The organism is Calidifontibacillus erzurumensis, from assembly GCF_013303125.1.
GTDB lineage: Bacteria > Bacillota > Bacilli > Bacillales > Bacillaceae_J > Calidifontibacillus > Calidifontibacillus erzurumensis.
Genome location: NZ_JABTTE010000001.1, coordinates 31,581 through 54,232, shown reverse-complemented (window position 1 = coordinate 54,232; position 22,652 = coordinate 31,581). Strand labels below are relative to the sequence as shown.

The window sequence follows — 22,652 nt, the reverse complement described above, 5'->3', positions numbered from 1 at the left end:
ACCTTAAAGCCTTAACGTGGCTAGCGGCTTAAGTTATTAGCTTAAGCACTCAGGAATAGCGTTCGGTTACTCTTCATTTAGAGTTTCTTTCAGCCTAAGGAAACTCTTCTCTGGAGGCAGCTTTTGACAAACTGCTTTAAAAATGGGCTGTAACCTACTCGTTCCGTCATCATTCAAATATATTTTTATTTGTAATTTTCATATTCACTCAATCATTTTAGACATATTCTACTACTATTGTCAAATGTTAATCGATATTTGTTGAATATCGGAAGTTCAAGGTTAATTTTTTTCAATTGTTTCTTTTTCCATATACCTCTTTAAATAGGTAAGCACAACTCGTAAAACGGCTATTATTGGCACAGCCAAGATTAAACCGATCATTCCACCAACTTCTTCCCCCGCTAAAAGTACAACTATAATAACAATCGGATGCATGTGCAAGCTTTTTCCTACGATCAATGGCGACAATATATTTCCTTCAATAAATTGCAAACAGAAAACAATTATGGCAACAATGATTACCATTTTTATTGAAATGGTCGAAGCAACGATAATGGATGGGATGGCTCCAATAATTGGACCAAAATAAGGGATAATGTTCGTTATCCCAATAATCGTTCCTAAAATGAGAGGATAACTCATACCTACTAGCCAAAGGGAAAACGTTGCAACAATACCGATTATGATTGAAACAAACAGTTGCCCTCTTATATAATTGCCTAATGATTCATCAATTTCTTTTAGAAGCTCAATTCCAGGTCTGCGCCATTTTCTTGGTGTAATATACCAAATTGTTTTTTTAAAGACGTCTATATCTTTTAACATGTAAAACACAATTAATGGAACTAATGCAAATAAAATAAGTGAATTAAGCAAACCCCATAAAAATTTAAGTACGTTTGTAATGAATTCATTTGCACTTTGCTCTACAGTACTTAAACCTTTTTCAATCCGTGCATGAATTTCTTCGGGAAAATGTTCCGTTCTTGCATCAATTGTTTCGATCCAATACCGATATGTATTCATTAAAGCTGGAAGATTTTCATTTAAGTCTTTTAATTGTTTAATAATTTGTGGATATAGTTTATAAAGACCAAATCCGATTCCTCCAAAAAAAATAATGTAAATTCCGAGGATCGCTGCTGTTCTCGGGATACCTCTACGGTAAAGACCTTCCACAATTGGCAATAACAAATAAGTAATGAAACTTGAAATAAAGAGAGGTATAAAAATAGAAACAAGAATGTTGAACACCGGTTTCCATATCGGAGTCAATTTCAAAAAGACATAAATACATAAAAAAATTACAAGTATTGTTAATGAACGAATGAACCATTTCATACTGACGGAATGTCCCATGCTGCCACTCCTTTTATAAAAAAGGACTGAGTTTAACCCAGTCCTATGACAAAATCTTCATTTAATTTCCAACGTTAAAAGATTGCCCGCTCAATTCGTCTCCTCATTTTTCTAACTGTACGGGCACTTAGTAAATTATTGTTTTTGCCAATTCTGTAGGCGGCTGCTCCGATGCCTAAAGCGAGTAAAGACGTCATCGTTTTATTCATGCCGTTCACTCCTTGAAGATAATCTACATTTCTAAACGCAATTCTTCTTCGGTAAATAAATCGTCTAAAGAACTTAACGTACCATCTTCTTCAACTTGGTGGGTATACAAACGATCTTTGCCAACTGACAGCTCGATAAAGCAATTCCAACAATAATATTGATTTACACCAATTTTGCCGATATCTTTACTGGAACAATTTGGGCACTTCATCATCGGTACTGTCACTCCTCTTTTACTAGAAAAAAATTTTCAATCGTTTTTTAATTAGTTAGTTAAATCGACGATCAGGATATTTTCACCAATTGTTAAAGGTTTTTTTGTTTTATACACTTTTCTTCCTTCGGTCATGTCGGCAAAAAATCCGTCCGTTACCTCATACCCTATGATTGTGCCCATTTCTTCCAGAAAATATACATCTTCTACCAAACCGAGCTTATCTCCTTCAGTTGTAACTAAAGGTTTGCCGATAATATGATCTTTCCCATTTTCGAGAAAGTATAATCCGACCAGTTTGTCAGTGATCCGTTCCGCTTTTTGTTCATCTTTTACCATTACGCCGTCCAATCCAAATGAGGAAACTTCCGATAATGGAATAAATTTATTTTTTTTTAATAACCCTTTTGGATCGATAATCAAACCGTTGACAGTACCGTTTTTATCTAAACAAAGATCGTATACCCTTCCAAGTTCTTTTCCAGAAACTTCACTATATACCGGCAAATCTTTCACTGATGAGAACGTTCTCAAAGAGATCCCACCCTCGAACATTCAACTAACAGAATTGACCATCGTAAAGGTCAATTCATCTATAGATTGTCGGTTCTTACATAAAATCATACGGTGAGATTGTTTCCATATCTTCGCCTTCATTTACCTTTAAGTGAGAGGCGACTTCATCTTCAAATCGTTCAATCAACTTTATTGCTAATGTTGTTTGACGTCCTTCATCTTGCCGCATTACACCGTTTTTCAGCGCATCTTCTTCACCGCAAAGTATTAAATAATCTTTGCTTCGTGTCACCGCTGTATAAATTAAATTTCTCCGTAACATTCGATAATACCCTTTAACAATGGGAATAATAACAATTGGAAATTCGCTTCCTTGTGATTTATGAATAGAACAACAATATGCATGGGTAATATTATGTAAATCTTGCCTTGTATATACGACTTCCGCACCTTCATACTGAATAACGACTTGGTCCTGTTTTTCTATATTTTCTTTTGCATAAATGATGCTGACAATTTCTCCAATATCTCCATTAAATACATTATCTTCTGGCTTATTAACAAGCTGTAAAACTTTATCGCCGACACGGTAAATGACTTCGCCAAATATTAGTTCGCGCCTTTGTTCAGTCTTCGGATTAAATAGATCTTGCAACATTTTATTTAATGCGTCGATTCCCGCAGTACCACGGTACATCGGTGCAAGTACTTGCACATCTCGAACTGTATAACCTTTTTTAAGCGCGCTGGCACTTATTTGTTTAACAACATCCAACACTTGATCTTGTTTACATTTAAAAAATGCGTAATCCGCTTTCGGTTTTGTAATATCATCTGGAATGTTTCCGTTTTTAATGTGATGCGCAAGATCTATAATCGATGAGCCTTCTGATTGACGATAAATATCGGTTAGACGGACAGTTTTGATTTTTTCCGTTTTTAATAAATCTTTTAGAACTTGTCCAGGTCCTACCGAAGGCAATTGATCCTCATCGCCTACAATAACAACTTGAATTTGCCTTGGAAGCGCCTTAAATAATTGGTTGGCAAGCCAAACATCAACCATCGAAAATTCATCAATAATGACAAGCTTACCTTCTATTGGATGATCTTCATTATGTTGAAATCCATCGGATCCATTCCATCCAAGTAGACGATGAATAGTAACTGCCGGCAAGCCTGTAGATTCTGTCATTCTTTTTGCAGCCCTCCCTGTTGGTGCGGCAAGAATGATCGGAAAACTCTCATCTTTATCATAATCTTTCGGATTTAAGGAACAACCATGCAATTCTGCATAAATTTCAACAATTCCTTTAATAACCGTCGTTTTTCCTGTACCTGGACCACCTGTTAAAATCATAATTGGAGAAGAAAGCGCAGTTTGGATTGCTAATTTCTGAGAGGGAGCATATTGAACGTTTAACCTTTCTTCAAGGCTTCCTAACGCCTTTAAGAATTCCGATTCAGGAAACTGATCTGTAAACTGTTGTTGATCTGATATTCTTTTCAAACTTGAGACAATACCTTTTTCTGAGAAATAGAGGGATGGCAAGTACACTCGATTTTCTTCAATAATAATTTTTCCCTCTTCACTAAGACAAATTATTTCCCGAGAAATGTCGTTTTCTGTTACCTCTTCTTGATCCGTTTTTTCATTAATTAATTTATAAACTTGTTCAATGTAAGGTTTTAGCAATAAATAAACATGTCCTTCTTGCATGGATTGCTGATTTAAAACATAAATAGAGCCGGCTCTAATCCGGTCAGGGTGATTGCCAGAAATACCGAGTGACCTTCCCAATTCGTCTGCTCTTGCAAAACCTATTCCTTCTATATCTTCGATTAATTGGTAAGGATTCCTTTCAATGATTTTTAACGTTTCCTCTTTGTATGTTTGATAAATTTTCATAGAAAGCTGCGGACCGAATCCGTAATTCGCAAGGGCAATCATGATTTGCTCCAACCCTTGATGATACTTTAATGTTTCATAAAGAAGGTTAGCTTTTTCTTCAGACAGCTTGGGGATTGTTGTTAATACAGAAGGGTTTTCCAATATTTTCGAAATGGCTCGTTCTCCTAGTGAATTAACGATTTTTTCAGCGGTCTTCTTGCCAATGCCAACAAACAAACCACTCGATAAATATTGAATAATCCCATCTGTAGTTTGTGGCAGCTCTTTTTGAAAATGTTGGACTTGAAACTGCAATCCATGTTTTGGATGTTTTATTAAATTTCCATAAAATATATATATTTCATCTTCATGTATATATGGAAAATAACCAGCAACCACAATTTCTTTATCTTCATATTGCTCATTTGTATCTAAGATTCGAACTTTCGCAACAGAAAATAAAGTTTGCTCATTATGGAAAATCATTACAATAATTTTCCCTTTTACATACTTTTTTTCTTCCTCATTCATTAAGTTGGATTGCTGCCTTTCCATTTTTATTCCCCTTTAAAGCTAACTTTAATGTTGTTGTAATAATTCTTCCATTTTTTTCTTTCCGTTTCCAGCAAGAAAATGATCTGGTTGAATTTGTAGAGCTTTATTAAACATTTCGAGCGCTTTTTCCGGTTGATCTTTGAATGCATAGGCAACGCCTAAATTATAATAAGCATCCGTATGTTCTTCATTTAACTCAATTGTTTTCTCAAAATACGGAATCGCTTCATCAACCATTTCTAACAGTGCTAAACTTAAGCCATATTGAAAATGAGCATCTTCATCAAGATTATTCAATTCAATAGCCCTTTGAAAATAAGGAAGTGAAAGCTTCGCTTGTCCCAGTTGGGAAAGACTCATCCCAAGCATAAAATAAGCGTCTGCTTCCTGCAGCCCATGTTTGATCGCTTGTTCGAAATTGTCTTTTGCTTTCAAAAAATCTCCTTTTTTGTAATAAATATTTCCAGCACCGTAATATGCTGTTCCAAGTTTTCCATCAATTTCTAATGCTTTATTGAAAAATGCGATTGCCCTAGCCTCTTCTCCAACAGCAGCTAACAAATTGCCAAAATTTATATATGGGATTGGATCATTTGGATTTTCTTCAATCATTTCGTTAAAAATTTTTGCAGCTTCTTCATATTTCCCTTGCTGCATATATTCAATTCCTTGGCTGTTTTTGTCTACTGCCATCTTTCTAACTCCTTTTTAATAATGTAATTTAATAATTTGATAGGAAATTATTATCGAACATCTATTTAGATCCGTTAATAAACTACGTTTCATTTACACATAACTTAAACGCTCATTATTTTTATAAACCTCATCAATGGTCGCTCCACCTAAGCATTCATCGCCGTTATAAAAGACAGCGGCTTGTCCAGGTGTAATAGCTCGAACAGGTTCTTTAAATATTACCTTTACTTTTTCGTCTTCCAGCGGTATGACCGTTACCGGAATATCCGGTTGACGATAACGAAACTTCGCCGTACAACTAAATGGTACTGTTGGCTTGCGGCTGCTAATCCAATTCACTTGTACAGCTATGAGCGAATCAGAGTAAAGAGCTTCATTATGAAATCCTTGTCCTACATACAATATATTTTCCTTCAAATTTTTTCCGATTACAAACCATGGTTCGCCGGATCCTCCAATTCCTAATCCGTGGCGCTGTCCAATCGTGTAATACATAAGCCCATCATGCGTTCCTTTTATTTCTCCATCGAGCGTCATCATTTTTCCTGGCTGCGCAGGCAAATAATTGCTTAAAAACTCTTTAAAATTACGTTCACCTATAAAACAGATGCCGGTGCTATCTTTTTTAAGAGCCGTTGCCAATCCAGCTTCTTGAGCAATTTTACGAACCTCAGCTTTTGTTAAATGCCCCAACGGGAACATTACTTTTGAAAGCTGGTGCTGCCCTAATTGGTTAAGAAAATAGGTTTGGTCTTTATTTTCATCCACACCGCGCAGCATCTTATATTCACCATCACGGTATACAACTTGCGCATAATGGCCGGTTGCTAAAAAATCAGCGCCAAGAGATAGTGCATGTTCCAAAAAAGCTTTAAACTTGATTTCTTTATTACACATAACATCTGGATTTGGTGTTCGTCCTGCTTTATACTCATCTAAAAAATACGTAAATACCTTGTCCCAATATTGTTTTTCAAAGTTAACTGCATAATAAGGAATACCAATTTGATTGCAAACACGGATGACATCGTTATAATCTTCTGTAGCCGTACATACGCCATTTTCATCTGTATCATCCCAGTTTTTCATAAAAATGCCAATTACATCATAGCCCTGTTGTTTCAAAAGATATGCAGCAACAGAGGAATCGACACCGCCGGACATGCCGACAACAACACGCGTCTCTTCCTTAGACTTTTTATTTAACATCCTTTCCACCTCCTATCTTCTCATATGATCATTTTTCATTTGTTAATCGTTTAACAATGTTCGTTATTTTGTGAGCAGCTCCCTCAATTTCCTCTAATGTATTTCCATATCCAAAACTAAAACGGATAGAATTCGTCGTTCTATCCGAACCCTTACCATACATTGCAACAAGTACATGAGATGGCTCAACCGAACCCGCTGTGCAGGCAGACCCGCTCGATGCAGCAATACCTGTCAAATCAAGATTAGTAAGCATCGATTCAACATTCGTGCCTGGAAAAGATACATTGAATATATGTGGCAACTGTGCTCGAGCACCTTCTCCATTTACGGAAAAATTGATCTTTTCTTTTTGAAAAATATTAATCATCCTCTGTTTAAATTGCTTGAACCTTTCAACCTTTTCCAACATATCGAGTTCGGATAGACGAATTGCTTCTTTCAAACCAACAATACCTGCCACATTCTCAGTACCTGCTCGGCGTTTTCGTTCTTGTTCCCCACCAAATTGACGTGGAAGGAATTTTACACCGTTTCTGACATATAAAAAACCGACCCCTTTAGGCCCGTTAATTTTATGGGCAGAAACCGACATTAAATCCAGCTTTAAGTCATTCACATCAATTTTTTCAATTCCGAATGCCTGGACTGCATCTGAATGAAAGAGGACATTCGTACCTGATAAAAGTGCTCCTATTTCACGAATGGGCTGAATCGTTCCAACTTCATTATTTCCATACATAGTTGACACTAAAATCGTTGTGTCTTTTAAAGCTGATTTCAAATCTTCTATGCTAATTTCTCCATGTTCATTAACTGGCAAATATGTAATTTCAAAACCTTCTTTTTCTAATTGCTTACATGCATAAAGAATAGCGTGGTGTTCAATTGCCGTTGTAATAATATGATTTCCTTTATCTTTATTGGCCATGGCAACGCCAAAAAGAGCGGTATTATCAGCTTCCGTACCGCCGCTTGTAAAAATGATTTCATTTTCTTTTGCATTAATCGATTGAGCAATGAATGCCCTTGCATCATCAAGGGCAAAACGCGCTTCTCTACCAAAAGAATGAACGCTAGAAGGATTTCCAAAAATCTTCGTCATATAAGGAATCATAGCTGAAACAACATCGGGATGAGCGGGAGTTGTTGCAGCGTGATCCAAATAAACTCGCTCCTGCATACTTTCACCCACTTTTAGATATAAAACATATATGCATCTTGGTGGTCCCCTTCAAAGTCAGCAAGGTATTGAAGGGTTGTTGTGTCCAATACATTTTTGACTGCATCCCGAATTTTAATCCACAATTCCCGCTTAGCAGGTTCTTCATCTTCAAGAACTTCAACTGGTGTAATTGGTCCTTCCAATACTCGAATAATATCGCCTGCGGTAATTTCTTCTGCATCTTTTGCTAAAACATAGCCTCCATATGCACCACGGACGCTCTTGACCAAGCCAGCATTTCGAAGCGGGGCAATCAATTGTTCCAAATAATGTTCAGAAAGATCATGATCTTTTGCTATCGTTTTTAATGGGATTGGTCCTTCTCCTTGTTTTTTTGCAAGAGCAATCATTATTGTTAAGCCATAACGACCTTTTGTAGAAATTTTCACGTTTTTCACCTCAATATTTTTATACAACTTTTTCCGACACAATTCAGCAGTCATCGCTATTATACCATGAATAATTCTTTCCTTGCATGATTTCGTATTTTTATTATTCAATAAAGTTAAAGCTTTTTCCTTGTTTTGCAACTTTCATCGAATTGTTTTCAAGCCATGCTTTGACAACTTTCTGACATTGGGGTAATGCTATGCCGGTTGCATGACCGATTGTTAAACAAAAAATAATCGTTCCGATTCCGACCGGCCCTCCTAATAGCCAGCCAATAAATAAAACGACTATTTCCATTGAAAAGCGAATCCACTCAACTTTCATTTTTGTCTTTTGCATTAAGACTAACATGAGGCTGTCCCTTGGACCTGCTCCGCAATTTGCAGAAATATAAATGGCCATCCCATAAGCCATAATAATAACTCCAGTGATAAGCATAACCAACTGTCCGGTAAATGTTTCCGGTGTCTTTAACCAAGGAATTAAAAGATACATATCAATAAAAATTCCGCAAAAAAGCATATTTAAAAATGCCCCTAATTTCGGCAGTTGTTTCCCCAAAACGGCTGAAGAAAAAAGAACGAAAATGCCGACAATAATTGTCCAACTACCAACTGTTAAACCGAGTTGTTTATGTAAACCAATATGTAGAACGTCCCAAGGGGCGCTGCCAAGGTCAGCCCGAATAAGTAAAACGATGCCAAAAGTCATTATTAATAGTCCAATAAAAAAAACTAACCACTTTTTCAAGAAAATCCTTCTTTCATTAAGTATAGTAATCTAGATTAATATATATTAGCATGATTCAAAGTAATTTTGAAATATAACAATTTGATCTGAACAATTCTTTTCGTTTGGTCGTTTGATAGTTGGTTACGATAATAATTGAAAACCTTATTTCCTTCTTAATCGTTTTTAAAGACCTTGGATGAGAGCTTATGATAAAGTTAAGGTGAGGTGATTCCGGTGTTATTTGATTTTTTTATAGAGGAACCTCTTTCCTATAGAATGAGGCCCAGAAATATTGATGAAATTGTTGGTCAACAGCATATAATCGGCAAACAAACTTCATTGTACAAAATGATCCAAAATGGTTACGTACCTTCTATATTGCTTTACGGACCACCTGGTGTTGGTAAAACATCCATTGCCCGCGCAATTGCCGGCACGGTTGATCGTCCTTTTGAAGCTGTCAATGCTACGACTGCCGGCAAAAAAGATTTGGAAGATGCAGTTGAAAATGCAAAAGCAGAAGGAAATTTAATATTATTCATCGATGAAATCCACAGATTTAATAAATTACAACAAGATTATCTTCTACCACATGTAGAGAGAGGGTTAATTACTTTAATTGGAGCAACGACAGAAAATCCTTTTCACGATGTTAACCCCGCTATTAGAAGTAGGTGTGGACAAATAAAAGAACTAAAACCTTTATCTCCACAAGATTTGGAAGAATTATTATGGCGTGCTCTTTCTGACAAAGAACGCGGCTTAGGAAAAATGGCAATTGATATCTCTGCGGAAGCCATACAATTGATTGCTAGATCTACCAATGGAGATGCAAGATCAGCTTTAAATGTTTTAGAAGAAGTCGTCCAAGCTTCCAAAATAAATGGATCAGAATCTATTACTGTTCAAATTGAGTTCGTAAAGGAATGTGTTGAAAATAAAGGTTTTTCCCATGACAAGAAAGGGGATCTATATTATTCCCTTCTATCCTGTTTACAGAAATCTATTCGAGGCAGTGATGTCTCCGCTTCCCTTCATTACTTAGCACGTCTCTTGGAAGGTGGTGATTTAACGTCCATTTGCCGACGCTTACTCGTCATCGCCTACGAAGACATCGGTCTAGCTGCACCGGAAGTAGGTGTACATACCGTTTCTGCCATTGAGGCAGTAGAGAGGCTTGGCCTTCCGGAAGCTAGAATTCCGTTAGCAAATATTGTCATCGAACAATGCTTATCACCAAAATCTAACAGCGCCTATAAAGCGATCGATTTAGCAATAGAAGATGTAAAAAAAGGGGAAGTCTATGAAATACCGATGCATTTAAGAGATGCCCATTATAAAGGAGCCGCTGTATTAGGCCATGGGATTTCGTACAAATATCCCCATGATTACCCTAATTCTTGGGTGAAGCAACAATACTTACCAGAGGAACTAAAAGACAAGCAATATTATGTACCTAAAGAAAATGGACATGAAAAACATTTTTCTAAAGTATTTGAACGACTTGAATATTTAAAAAAGCAGTGACACAAAATTCTGGGAAACTAGCAAGCATCCTGAAGTATAAATTTAGATAAAAATGGGAAAAACTACTAATAAATTAATATTAGGGAGTTGAACATATGAAAGTTAGACAGGATGCTTGGTCACATGAAGAAGATTTATTGCTCGCTGAAACGGTATTACGGCATATCCGCGAAGGTAGCACACAATTAAAGGCATTTGAAGAAGTCGGTGATAAATTAAATAGAACAGCTGCTGCTTGTGGTTTTCGCTGGAATGCTGAAGTGAGAAAAAAATATAATAAAGCGATGGAACTTGCGAAAAAGCAACGGAAAGAACGGAAGAGAGCACTCGCCCAACAAGCAAAACAATTAGGTGGACAAGCGATTGCAATCAATTCTACCATTCAGGTGCCTACATCAATAAATGATAGTGCACCTGATGCTCTCGATTCTTTCAATTTATCCGATGGCAGCAATGAAAAAACAGAAGGTAGACAAGTAGAAACGAAGGAAGAAAAAGAAATCGTAATGAATTTAGATTCGGTCATTACTTATCTTTACTCTCTTAAAAACTTTGGTCTAAACTCTCACATTCTAAAAGCAGAAAATGAAAGATTGACGAGAGAAAATAAACAATTATTAGAAGAAAAAGACAAACTAGAAAAGAAATTAAAACGTATGAAACAGGAAAGCACAATCATTCAAGAAGATTATCAAGCACTCGTTCAAATTATGGATCGTGCTAGAAGAATGATGAGCTTTTCCGACGGACGAACACAGACAGGACAACCGTACATTAGCAATAATGATGAAAACTTGGACCAAATTGCCAAATAGTTGCCAATAAAAAAGCAGATGTTGGAAACCGATCTATTTCCACCATCTGCCTTTTTATTTTTAAGTGTCTTAATTTTGAATTTGTTTATGGGAATACATTTATTAGCGATTGTATTTCAATCGTGAAAAGTTGAGAGGATACACAACATTTTCCGACCTTCGTTCAACTATATATCTAATCACAGATCCGTCTCATTATAAAAAGCATGACGATTATTGTGGAGCTACTCGATTGATTTTAATATCTTTTAAAATGTCATTAACGACCCAAGAAGCCATTATTAAACCTGCAGTCGATGGACAGAATGCATTGGATGATGGCGGCATTTTTGCTTTTCTAATCGGTGTATTTTCATCTGGAACAATTTCTTTTCGAACATCTTCCCGGATGACTATTGGGCTTTCATCAGAAAAAACTACTTTAATCCCTCTATAAATGCCTTCTTTACGAAGTTTTTGACGAATAATTTTCGCAATCGGATCCGTATGTGTTTTAGATATATCAGCAATACGAAAACGGGTTGGATCCATTTTGTTGGCAGCACCCATACTTGAAATGATTGGTATGTTCCGCTTTAAGCATTCTTTCATAATATGAATTTTATACATAATTGTGTCTGAAGCATCAACAACATAATCTAAGCCGTAATTAAATATTTGTTCATACGTATCTTCTGTATAAAACATTTTAAGAGCGATCACTTCACACTCCGGATTTATATCCGCAATTCTTTCTTTCATAAGCTCTACTTTTGGGCGGCCGATTGTTGAAAGCAAAGCGATCAACTGACGATTAACGTTCGTTATGTCAACATCATCTTTATCAATTAACACTAATCTTCCAATACCTGTACGTGCTAAAGCTTCAGCTGCAAAAGAGCCGACGCCGCCAATCCCCAAAACGGCAACAGTAGTATTTTTCAATAATTGTAATCCTTCTTTTCCAATTGCTAACTCATTTCTTGAAAATTGATGTAACAACTTGTTCACTCTCCAAAACCATTAGTAAATTTGTTTTTCCCAACACTATAAAAAAACATACCGAATAAACTTTTCCGATATGATTACTTTACAATAAGATGGCCATTCGAAAACCCTAAGCAACAATATGCTTAGGGTTGAATCACTACCGTTATGAAAGTCCCGATCCGTGTCGTAATTTCCCCCTTGTTTTGAACCCGCTAAAGGCAGGTGGGTGCTCTGTTTCAAATATTGTACGTCCTCTATTGGCAGGATTGCCAAATTTAAATGAGGCATGTACGCCACTTGAAAACTCCAAGCTCCCTATGTGTAAATGTTCGGTCAAAACTGTTAGGTCGAATCACGTACACCTCAGGACTTTGTAAATAAATCTTATCATATACCACGTCTATTATCAATATGATTTACTGAAGTTGTAACTTTTTAGAAAAAATTTTCCAGTTAGCTAGCATCGTTAGTATATTAGTTTGTACAATTGTTAAAGTTATTTTGCGAAAAAGTTAATTAAATTCATTCAGGTTGAAGGGCTGTCATTTGATTATATAACCCCCTCAACCTGATTATCTTTCTTACTGTCCAACTAACCAACCATTCAGCTTATAGTTTTACTTGCAAATTCAATTCCAATAATTGATCATGGCTTACATGGCTTGGTGCATTTGTCATAAGATCACTTGCGCTCGCTGTTTTAGGGAATGCGATTGTATCGCGGAGGTTTGTCCGGCCTGCCAGTAACATTACAAAACGGTCAAGACCAATAGCAATACCCCCATGTGGCGGTGTACCATATTCAAACGCCTCTAATAAGAATCCGAATTGTTCACGCGCTTCTTCTTCTGGGATTCCTAAAACTTTAAACATTTTTTCTTGAATGTCGCGTTCATAAATACGGCTTGATCCTCCACCAAGCTCATAACCGTTTAATACGATATCATAAGCTTGTGCGCGAACTTTGCTTGGATCTGTATCGAGAAGCGGCAAGTCTTCACGAACTGGCATCGTAAACGGATGATGGGCAGCAAAGTAACGACCAGCTTCCGGATCAAATTCTAAAAGTGGCCAATCTACAATCCATAAGAAATTGAACTTAGATTCATCAATCAACTGTAAATCTTTAGCAAGCTTCAAACGTAAAGCGCCTAAACTATCATGAACTACTTGTTTTGAATCGGCAACAAATAGAAGTAAATCTCCAACTTCTGCCTCCAACGTTTTTTGAATGCCAGCCTGCTGTTCTTCATTAAAGAACTTAACAATTGGTCCTTTTAAGCCATCTTCTTCAACTTTGAACCAAGCCAAGCCTTTTGCTCCATAACGGCTTACATATTCAGTTAATTGGTCGATATCTTTACGTGAATATTTTTCAGCCGCGCCTTTCACGTTGATTGCTTTAACCATTCCACCGCCTGAAATCGCATTCGCAAACACTTTAAAATCACTATCTTTAACAATTTCCCCAACATCAACTAGCTCCATGCCAAAGCGTGTATCAGGTTTGTCAGAACCGTAACGATTCATTGCATCATCATAAGTCATCCGCGGGAATGGTGTTTCGATATCGATGCCTTTAACTTCTTTTAAGACAGTCTTCATCATTTGTTCCATTAAAGCTATTAACTCTTCTTTATCCATGAATGATGTTTCGATATCAACTTGAGTAAATTCAGGTTGACGATCAGCCCGAAGATCTTCATCACGGAAACAACGGGCAATTTGGTAGTAACGGTCAAAACCTGCAACCATGAGTAGCTGTTTAAATAGCTGTGGTGATTGCGGAAGCGCATAAAATTGACCTTCATGAACACGGCTTGGAACTAAATAGTCCCGAGCTCCTTCAGGTGTACTTTTAGTTAAAATCGGTGTTTCGACATCAATAAATCCATGTTCATCTAAGAAATTGCGGATGATTCTTGAAACATCATGGCGCATTTTTAATGTTTTATACATTTCTGGACGACGCAAATCAAGATAGCGATATTTTAATCGAAGCTCTTCTGATGCATCTACATTGTCTTCAATTAAAAATGGAGGTGTTTTTGATTGATTAATAATCGTAATTTTTTCAGCTAAAACTTCAATTGTCCCTGTAGGAATTTTTTTGTTATATGTTCCCTCCGCACGGGCAACAACTTTTCCTTGAATGTCTAATACATATTCACTTCTTACACGATCTGCTGTTTTTAAACCTTCTTCACCAGCAACTTCAGGGCTTACAACGACTTGCACAATACCAGTACGATCTCTTAAATCAAGAAAGATCAAACCACCTAAATCGCGGCGTTTTTGAACCCAACCTTTTAGCTGGACAGTTTCCCCCACATTCGTTTCTCGCAATTCTCCACAATAATGGCTTCTACCTAATTCATACATGTCTCATTTCCTCCCACATAGTGTTTAAATGATTGTTATTTTCTTTCAAGTAAGTATTCTATTAAGAAATCTATACGTACTTCTTCTTGATTGCCTGTTTCCATGTTTTTAACATTGATTACGTTTTTCTCTAATTCATCTTCTCCAAGCACAGCAACATATTTCACGTTTAAGCGATCAGCGGCCTTAAATTGAGCTTTTAATTTTCGATCTAAATAATCTTTATCTGCGCTAAATCCTGCTTTTCTTAGTTCGTACAATAGTGAAGCTGCTTTATCTTTTGCTCTTTCTCCTAGGGCAACGATGTAGCAGTCCAGCTTATTTTCAACCGGCAGGGTTACTCCTTCAGCGCCCAATGCTAGCAACAATCTTTCAATACTAAGGGCAAAACCGATTCCCGGTGTCGGCGGACCTCCAATTTCTTCAACTAAACCATTGTAACGGCCGCCCCCCATCAATGTTGTAATGGCCCCAAATCCTTCAGCATTACTCATAATTTCAAATGCTGTGTGGTTGTAATAATCAAGTCCACGGACAAGGCGAGGATCGACTTCATACTCGATGCCCATTTCCGTTAAGTACGTTTTCACTTTTTCAAAAAAGTTTCGCGATTCTTCATTTAAATAATCAATAATTGGTGGCGCTGTATGCATAAGCTCATGGTCGCGGTCTTTTTTGCAATCAAGAATACGCATCGGATTTTTTTCAAGCCGGTTTTGGCAGTCTGAACAAAATTCGCCGATCCGCGGCTTAAAGTGAGCAATTAATGCCTCTCTATGTTCTTTGCGGCTTTCAATATCTCCTAAGCTGTTAATAACTAATTTTAATTGTTTTAATCCTAACTCCCTGTATACATCAAGCGCCAACGCAATGACTTCTGCATCGATAGCTGGATCATTGCTGCCAAGCGCTTCTACACCAAATTGTACGAATTGACGATAGCGGCCAGCTTGTGGGCGCTCATAGCGGAACATTGGCCCAATATAAAAAAGTTTTGTAGGTTGATTTGGGTTGCTATACATTTTATGTTCAACATAAGAACGAACTGTTGGAGCCGTTCCCTCTGGTCTTAACGTCATACTACGGCCGCCGCGATCTTCAAATGTGTACATTTCTTTTTGAACAATATCTGTTGTTTCGCCTACTCCTCGCTGAAAAAGTTCTGTTTGCTCAAATATAGGCGTTCGAATTTCGCTATAATTATACCGTTTGCACAATTCTCTCATTTTTTGCTCGACATATTGCCATTGTTCAACTACACCTGGCAAAATATCTTGCGTTCCGCGTGGAATATGAATTGCCATTTTTCTTAACCTCCTATTCTTAAAAAGCACTCGGCTAAAGACATGCGCTGTTTTTTCTAAAATCGTGACTTTAAAAAACATTTTGTTGATTTCCATTACAAAGCACTAAACTATGTAACAAAAAAACTCCCATCCCTACGAAATTGTAGGGACGAGAGTTTATTCCCGTGGTGCCACCCTAGTTGAAGCAATAGCTTTGCTGAATACTGCTTCCCCTTTCATCAGTTAACGCCTGATTACGTCCAACTCCTACTAAAAGCAAGTTTTTTCGGAGCGGAACCTCCTGAGTGTTTTTCATTAAGTCATCATGGAGAAATGCTTCCAGCCTACGGCATTTCCTCTCTGGCCATGTGTATTCTTAATTACTTCTCTCCATTATCGGTTCCTTTATTAACTTTTTATATTGATAAGCCGATTAATTTTATAGAAAAAATTCTTTCGACAATATTTTTCACATTGACTTCTATGTTACGGATAGAATCCTCCCTTGTCAAGAGGTTCATAATCATATTTGAACAAACAAAGGTATTAATTTCGTTCCATTTTCTTTTTAAAATTTTTTACCGTTTGCAAGGAAACACCAAACTCTTGAATTTCCATATAAGCCGATGTGTTTTCCTGCTGGATTAGATCATGAAAATCAATTCCGAACAATTGGTTGACGGGATTTGTTGTTATTTCCCCTTTTGCACTATGGCGCATCTTCATCTTTCCTTTCCCGAGCATTATTAACTTTTACTAGTATGCCCAAAAAAGTTCATGATTTTCATAATGTGGAAAAGAAAGATGGGATTCATTTTGCCATTGCAATCAATTTTACTTACTTTCAACAATGAGAGTTACGGGACCATCATTTGTTAAACTAACATCCATCATCGCACCAAATTGCCCTGTTTCAACCGAAATGCCTTTGGCACGAAGCACTTCGTTAAATTGATCGTAAAGCTGTTTTGCATAATCTGGTTTTGCCGCTTCCATAAAATTTGGCCTTCTTCCCTTTCGGCAATCACCATATAAAGTAAACTGGGAAATAGATAATATTTCTCCACCTACATCAAGCAAAGAACGATTCATTTTCCCTTCTTCATCTTCAAAAATACGAAGATTTACAATTTTATCAGCCATATATCGAACATCGTCTATCGTATCAGTATGTGTAATGCCAACTAAAAGCACCAATCCTGATTGAATTTGTCCAACAATTTTATCATCTACTTTCACATTCGCTTCTTTTGACCTTTGTACGACTACTTTCATTACTATTTCAACTCCTTGAATAAACGTGCAATTCCTAAGAAAAAAGCAGCCACTGTTGACGCAGGCCGCCTTTTTGTAATAATGTATAGGATTTAATTCATAACAGAAATTTTATTGCATCAATCTTCGGACAGAATAAATATCAGGAATTTGTTTTATTCGATCGGCTATTTTTTGTAAATGGTTAATATTATGAATTGGAATTGAAATGTGAATCGTTACCATCTTATTACGGTCCGTACGACCAGATACAGCTGTAATATTTGTTTTTGCTTCATTTACCGCTTGCAACACTTCATTTAAAAGACCGCGGCGGTCAAATCCGGTAATTTCTATATCAACATTATATGTTTTGCCATCTTCTCCCCCGCCTTCCCATTCAACAGGGAGAAGTCTTTCCTTCGCTTCTTCCGAATGAATATTTGGACAGTTAGCGCGGTGAACAGAGACTCCTCTCCCTTTCGTGATAAAGCCGATGATATCATCTCCAGGTACAGGGTTGCAACATTTCGATAACCTTACAAGCAAATTATCGACACCTTTAACGACAACACCTGTATCTTTTTTCTTTTTCGGAGGAATACTTTTCACTTCTGCTACAGCTTTTAACAACGATTCTTCCAGTTGTTCCTGCCCTTTTTTCCTACGGATTTTTTCCGTTAATCTAGTTGCGATTTGAGCTGCAGTAATTCCGTTATATCCAACAGCCGCATACATATCTTCTACATTTGCAAAATTAAATTTTTCAGCCACACGCTGTAAGTTTTCAGCTGTCAAAACTTCTTTCGGTTCAATATCATGTTTTAAAATTTCTTTCTCAACAAGTTCTCGTCCTTTTTCAACATTTTCTTCACGACGCTGCTTTTTGAAAAACTGGCGTATTTTATTTTTCGCTTGGGAAGTCTGTGCAATTTTTATCCAATCTTGAGAAGGTCCAAAAGATTGTTTTGACGTTAAAATTTCAACGATGTCACCCGTTTGTAGTTCATAATCCAACGGAACCATTTTCCCGTTTACTTTAGCACCAATCGTTTTATTCCCAATTTCGGTATGAACCCGGTACGCAAAATCGATCGGAACGGAACCTTTAGGCAATTCAAAGACATCGCCTTTCGGTGTAAAAACGAACACCATATCGGAAAACAAATCGATTTTCAACGATTCCATAAACTCTTCAGCATCATTCGTATCTTGCTGCCACTCGAGAATTTCTCTAAACCATGTGAGCTTTTCTTGAAGATTTTCTTGATTTTCAGAAATTTGTTTTCCTTCTTTATACGCCCAATGGGCAGCAATTCCATATTCTGCAATTTGATGCATTTCATACGTACGAATTTGCACTTCGAGCGGGTCTCCTTTTGGACCGATTACTGTCGTGTGCAACGATTGATACATGTTTGCTTTCGGCATTGCAATATAATCTTTAAAGCGGCCTGGCATCGGCTTCCAACAGGTATGAATAACACCCAAAACAGCATAACAATCTTTAATGCTTTCAACTAATACTCGTACAGCAAGCAAGTCATAAATTTCATTAAATTGCTTATTTTGCTTAACCATCTTTCGATAAATGCTGTAAATATGCTTAGGGCGCCCCGAGATATCAGCTTTCAGGCCAACTTCATCCAGTCGTTTGCGGATTTCGGCAATTACTTCTTTTACTTGGTTTTCACGTTCTGCCCGCTTGTTTTTCATCAAATTGACAATGCGGTAATACTGCTGCGGATTCAAATATCGTAATGCCGTATCTTCAAGCTCCCATTTGATTGTCGAAATACCAAGACGATGAGCTAGGGGAGCAAAAATTTCAAGAGTTTCATTTGAAATTCTTCTTTGTTTTTCAGGCGGCAAATGTTTAAGCGTCCTCATATTATGAAGCCGGTCAGCAAGCTTAATTAAGATAACCCGAATATCTTGAGCCATAGCAATAAACATTTTTCGGTGATTTTCCGCTTGCTGAGCTTCCTTCGATTTATATTTAATTTTTCCAAGCTTCGTTACCCCATCGACTAACATTGCCACTTCTTTATTAAAGGCATTTTCTAAGTCTTCAAGAGTAACATCTGTATCTTCAACTACATCGTGCAGAAATCCAGCAGCGACCGTGACAGGATCCATTTCCAAATCCGCAAGAATTCCAGCCACTTGAATTGGATGGATGATATATGGTTCGCCTGACTTGCGATACTGGTCACGATGAGCATTTTCAGCAAACTTATAAGCAGCCTCAATAAATTGTACATCTTCTTCAGGTAAATAGCTTCTTACTTTGTCTAAAACTTGTTCAATTGTTAGTACTTGTTCATTAGCCATAAAAAATCACCTATAATTAGTCAAGGATGCCCCCGCATTTAGGCGTAGGGTGATTGACCCAATATACATTCCGAATAGATACCTTAATAATTTATTATCATGAAAGATTCGCATAATGTAAAGTAATATGAAAAAATTTCAGCAATAAAAATAAAGAGCGCCCTAAAGCGAGCACTCCTTTTAAACTTAGTATTGCATCAATGTTAAAACATCGTAACCTTTTAGTTTTTCGCGACCATTTAAATAAGTTAATTCTACTAAAAACGCGAGACCAACGACAATACCACCAAGCTGCTCCACAAGTTTAATTGATGCACCCATCGTTCCACCTGTAGCTAACAAGTCATCAATAATTAACACACGCTGCCCTGGTTTAATAGCATCTTTATGCATTGTTAAAGTATCTTTTCCATATTCAAGACCATATTCAACGCGAATGACTTCTCTAGGAAGCTTCCCTTCTTTTCTTACAGGTGCGAAACCGACACCTAATGCATAGGCAACAGGACAACCGACGATAAATCCACGTGCTTCTGGACCGACAACGAGGTCAACATTTTTTTCCCTTGCAAAAGCAACAATTTCGTCAATCGCACTTTTAAAAACTTTCCCATTATCCATTAAAGGTGTAATATCTTTAAATTGTATACCTTTTTTTGGCCAGTCAGGGACAATCGCAATATAATCTTTGTAATTCATAAAATGATTTCCTCCTCTTGTTTGCAGGACGTATTCATAATTTGGTCAAACCACATTTTTAATGATTGAAAAGAAGAGTAAATAAGGTCCTTTTCCATTTGAAGCAGTTCTTGCTTTCGAATAAATGTTTTTGAACTTTCGAAAGACTTCTTGGCCGGATTTTCTACTAATTTTATGAAACCATCTTCTATTTTAACAAATTCCAATTCAAAAAACACCTGTGTCATAAAATGAATTGTTTCTTCATGCCAGCCTTTTTTTCTAGAAAGAACGTGAGCATATTTTTCCAAATAGAACGGCTGCTGCTTCATTAAAAAACTATAATACCATTTAAAATGATCGCGAGTTGGTAATGTTCTAAAAAAATGCTCTTCATCATGGTCAAATATGGCATAAATTCGCTCAGGCGAAATTTCACGCAACAGTTTTTTTAATATGAAAGATTCATAAGGCAAATCTAGTAAGACGAGAGATTTCTTTTTTCGCTCTACTTTCTTTAAGCATTGCTCACTTTCTATGAACACAATATGCTCCATTAAACTTTCTAACTTTAAACGAGTAATCGTCTTCTCTCTAAAAGCGATCATTACAAATTTACTCAAATCATTCCCTTGGAAATATTGTTTAATCTCTTTTTTACCGCGCAAGTCAAACAGTTGCCAATCATCCACTGCTGCATCCTTCAGCATAAATTGCGGCTTCCTGAAACCATTCCATTCATTAATGGAAAGCTCACCAACCACTTTTATTCTTGATAAAGGTGAAATCTCATCTGCTAAATAACCGCATCCAAAGCCTATAGCATCTAATACTTGTCCGTCTTTTTCCAAAATCATTTTCAAATGATTCATTTGACTTCCGATTTTTCGAATTTGTTGCAGTGAAACATCTTCCAAACAAATGACTGGCTTTGGATTGCCAACACCAAATGGAGCGAGCAATTCCATTTCTTCTATCGTTGCCACACTAATATCATCAATCTTACATCGCAAATCGACGTTCATCATCGGAATAAAGTCTTCTTCTGTTAATTGGCTGCTTGCGAAATGATTAAGACGTTCACGCAATTGATCAATATCTTCAATTTTCAATGTCATACCAGCAGCCATTGCATGCCCTCCAAAATGAGGCAAAATATCTCGACACTTCGAAAGGTTTTCAAATAAATCAAATGCTGGTATGCTTCTTGCTGACCCTTTGGCAACGCCCTTTTCATGGTCGATGCTAAGAACAATCGTTGGTCGGCAATATTTTTCAACGATTCTAGAAGCAACAATTCCTATTACCCCTGGATTCCAACCTTCTCTTGCAAGGACGAGCACTTTATTTTCATCAGGAGGAAAACGGCTTTCAACTTCGTTGATTGCCTCTTCGGTTATTTCATTTACCAATGCTTGCCGGTCACGATTAATATCATCGATTTCTTGAGCAATCATTTCGGCTTCTTCAACCGAATCTGTCATCAATAAATGAACGGCAGGATCAGCGGACCCTAATCGGCCAACAGCATTTATCCGTGGACCGATTACAAAGCCGATGGTTTCTTCGTTGATTTCTTTATCTTCATAACCAGATACTTTAATGAGTGCTCTTAATCCAGGATTCGTCGTATTCCTAATAGCTTTAATCCCTAGGCTTGCTATGATCCTGTTTTCATCCTTTAGCGGTACAAGGTCAGCAATGGTGCCAATAGCAGCAAATGCGAGAAGGTGACGCGGCAAGGTACCTAAGAGAGCATGTGCAACTTTAAACGCTACACCTACTCCAGCCAATTCACCAAAAGGATACTGGCTTCCTGGTTTACGTGGATGAATAATGGCAAGTGCTTCCGGAAGCTCCGGGGGAATTTCATGGTGGTCAGTAATGATAAGATCAATGCCAAGTTCTTTAGCGATTTTAGCTTCTTGAAGGGCTGAAATCCCTGTATCCACTGTAATTATTACGTCGTATCCGGCACTTTTTGCCCATCGAAATGCTGCTTCATTCGGACCATACCCTTCACTAAATCGGTTCGGTATGTAAAAATCAACATTTGCCCCCTTTTCTTGAAGGGCACTTACCATAACAGCTGTACTTGAAACTCCGTCAGCGTCATAATCTCCATAGACAAGAATTTTTTCATTGTTCTTAATCGCTTGTTCAATTCTTTGAATAGCTTCATCCATTCCATCCAGTAAAAACGGGTCATGAAAATAAGACTCATCTTTATTTAAAAAAGACCGTGCTTGCTCTATCGTCACTATACCTCTATTGACTAACAGCTTGGCAACGATTGGCGAAATGCTAAGTCCACTTGCCAGCTGGTCAATCATTGTATGATCGTTTTCTTGAATGATCCAACGCATCTTTGATTGCAACAAAAAAACCACTCCTTAACCTCGTCATT

Annotated in this window: 20 protein-coding genes, 1 other RNA gene and 2 other annotated features (1 of these 23 only partly in view); of the genes, 2 read left to right on the top strand and 19 right to left on the bottom strand. The window is 37.1% G+C overall.

What is annotated here, in order from left to right; genetic code table 11:
• Window positions 1-179 (bottom strand) — a binding site (T-box leader); it reaches 62 nt to the left of the window's first position.
• A 103-nt stretch (window positions 180-282) separates the two neighbouring features.
• From HR057_RS00265 to HR057_RS00220, 10 genes are all read right to left on the bottom strand, one after another.
• A complete protein-coding gene (locus tag HR057_RS00265) occupies window positions 283-1,362 on the bottom strand; it encodes an AI-2E family transporter (RefSeq protein ID WP_173729399.1) in 1,080 nt (359 codons plus the stop codon).
• 74 nt (window positions 1,363-1,436) lie between these two features.
• Complete coding sequence (locus HR057_RS00260; RefSeq protein ID WP_173729398.1) at window positions 1,437-1,571, bottom strand: YrzQ family protein; 135 nt, start codon at window positions 1,569-1,571, stop codon at window positions 1,437-1,439.
• A 23-nt stretch (window positions 1,572-1,594) separates the two neighbouring features.
• Window positions 1,595-1,786: a hypothetical protein gene (locus HR057_RS00255; protein ID WP_173729397.1), complete on the bottom strand. Its 192-nt coding sequence runs from the start codon at window positions 1,784-1,786 to the stop codon at window positions 1,595-1,597.
• A gap of 51 nt (window positions 1,787-1,837) precedes the next feature.
• A complete protein-coding gene (locus HR057_RS00250; RefSeq protein WP_173729396.1) occupies window positions 1,838-2,320 on the bottom strand; it encodes a PRC-barrel domain-containing protein in 483 nt (160 codons plus the stop codon).
• A gap of 76 nt (window positions 2,321-2,396) precedes the next feature.
• Window positions 2,397-4,748 carry an SF1B family DNA helicase RecD2 gene (gene recD2, locus HR057_RS00245; RefSeq protein ID WP_173729395.1) on the bottom strand — a complete coding sequence of 784 codons (2,352 nt, stop codon included), beginning with the start codon at window positions 4,746-4,748 and terminating at the stop codon, window positions 2,397-2,399.
• 24 nt (window positions 4,749-4,772) lie between these two features.
• Window positions 4,773-5,441 carry a tetratricopeptide repeat protein gene (locus HR057_RS00240; protein ID WP_173729394.1) on the bottom strand — a complete coding sequence of 223 codons (669 nt, stop codon included), beginning with the start codon at window positions 5,439-5,441 and terminating at the stop codon, window positions 4,773-4,775.
• Window positions 5,442-5,534: 93 nt separating this feature from the next.
• Window positions 5,535-6,653, bottom strand: a complete 1,119-nt coding sequence (mnmA, locus tag HR057_RS00235) for a tRNA 2-thiouridine(34) synthase MnmA (RefSeq protein ID WP_173729393.1) — start codon at window positions 6,651-6,653, stop codon at window positions 5,535-5,537.
• A gap of 28 nt (window positions 6,654-6,681) precedes the next feature.
• Window positions 6,682-7,836 carry a cysteine desulfurase family protein gene (locus tag HR057_RS00230; protein ID WP_173729392.1) on the bottom strand — a complete coding sequence of 385 codons (1,155 nt, stop codon included), beginning with the start codon at window positions 7,834-7,836 and terminating at the stop codon, window positions 6,682-6,684.
• Between the two features lie 14 nt (window positions 7,837-7,850).
• Window positions 7,851-8,267, bottom strand: a complete 417-nt coding sequence (cymR, locus tag HR057_RS00225) for a cysteine metabolism transcriptional regulator CymR (protein ID WP_173729391.1) — start codon at window positions 8,265-8,267, stop codon at window positions 7,851-7,853.
• 103 nt (window positions 8,268-8,370) lie between these two features.
• Window positions 8,371-8,979 (bottom strand): YczE/YyaS/YitT family protein, encoded by a 609-nt coding sequence (locus tag HR057_RS00220; RefSeq protein WP_407926104.1) that lies wholly within the window; start codon window positions 8,977-8,979, stop codon window positions 8,371-8,373.
• A gap of 297 nt (window positions 8,980-9,276) precedes the next feature.
• Between HR057_RS00220 and HR057_RS00215 the strand changes: the two genes are divergently transcribed.
• Window positions 9,277-10,527, top strand: a complete 1,251-nt coding sequence (locus HR057_RS00215; RefSeq protein WP_173729681.1) for a replication-associated recombination protein A — start codon at window positions 9,277-9,279, stop codon at window positions 10,525-10,527.
• 95 nt (window positions 10,528-10,622) lie between these two features.
• Window positions 10,623-11,342, top strand: coding sequence for an RsfA family transcriptional regulator (locus tag HR057_RS00210; RefSeq protein WP_173729389.1), 720 nt, complete (start codon window positions 10,623-10,625; stop codon window positions 11,340-11,342).
• A gap of 213 nt (window positions 11,343-11,555) precedes the next feature.
• On the opposite strand, the gene HR057_RS00205 is transcribed toward HR057_RS00210, so the two are convergent.
• The 9 genes from HR057_RS00205 to recJ all read right to left on the bottom strand — a co-directional run bounded on the left by HR057_RS00205 (window position 11,556) and on the right by recJ (window position 22,626).
• Window positions 11,556-12,323, bottom strand: coding sequence for a tRNA threonylcarbamoyladenosine dehydratase (locus HR057_RS00205; protein ID WP_173729388.1), 768 nt, complete (start codon window positions 12,321-12,323; stop codon window positions 11,556-11,558).
• Window positions 12,324-12,478: 155 nt separating this feature from the next.
• Window positions 12,479-12,684: non-coding RNA, 6S RNA (gene ssrS / locus HR057_RS00200), on the bottom strand.
• A gap of 236 nt (window positions 12,685-12,920) precedes the next feature.
• A complete protein-coding gene (gene aspS, locus HR057_RS00195) occupies window positions 12,921-14,693 on the bottom strand; it encodes an aspartate--tRNA ligase (RefSeq protein WP_173729387.1) in 1,773 nt (590 codons plus the stop codon).
• Between the two features lie 35 nt (window positions 14,694-14,728).
• The gene (hisS, locus tag HR057_RS00190; protein WP_173729386.1) at window positions 14,729-15,997 is read right to left on the bottom strand and encodes a histidine--tRNA ligase; all 1,269 of its coding nucleotides are present in this window, start codon (window positions 15,995-15,997) and stop codon (window positions 14,729-14,731) included.
• A gap of 144 nt (window positions 15,998-16,141) precedes the next feature.
• Window positions 16,142-16,385: a binding site (T-box leader), on the bottom strand.
• A 140-nt stretch (window positions 16,386-16,525) separates the two neighbouring features.
• Window positions 16,526-16,705 carry an RNA polymerase subunit sigma-70 gene (locus HR057_RS00185; RefSeq protein ID WP_374724641.1) on the bottom strand — a complete coding sequence of 60 codons (180 nt, stop codon included), beginning with the start codon at window positions 16,703-16,705 and terminating at the stop codon, window positions 16,526-16,528.
• Between the two features lie 108 nt (window positions 16,706-16,813).
• Window positions 16,814-17,254, bottom strand: coding sequence for a D-aminoacyl-tRNA deacylase (gene dtd, locus HR057_RS00180; protein WP_173729385.1), 441 nt, complete (start codon window positions 17,252-17,254; stop codon window positions 16,814-16,816).
• Between the two features lie 111 nt (window positions 17,255-17,365).
• A complete protein-coding gene (locus tag HR057_RS00175; RefSeq protein WP_173729384.1) occupies window positions 17,366-19,567 on the bottom strand; it encodes a RelA/SpoT family protein in 2,202 nt (733 codons plus the stop codon).
• 186 nt (window positions 19,568-19,753) lie between these two features.
• Window positions 19,754-20,266, bottom strand: coding sequence for an adenine phosphoribosyltransferase (locus HR057_RS00170; protein ID WP_173729383.1), 513 nt, complete (start codon window positions 20,264-20,266; stop codon window positions 19,754-19,756).
• A complete protein-coding gene (gene recJ / locus HR057_RS00165; protein WP_173729382.1) occupies window positions 20,263-22,626 on the bottom strand; it encodes a single-stranded-DNA-specific exonuclease RecJ in 2,364 nt (787 codons plus the stop codon). Before recJ ends, HR057_RS00170 begins: the two co-directional genes overlap by 4 nt.
• Between the last annotated feature and the right edge of the window lie 26 nt (window positions 22,627-22,652).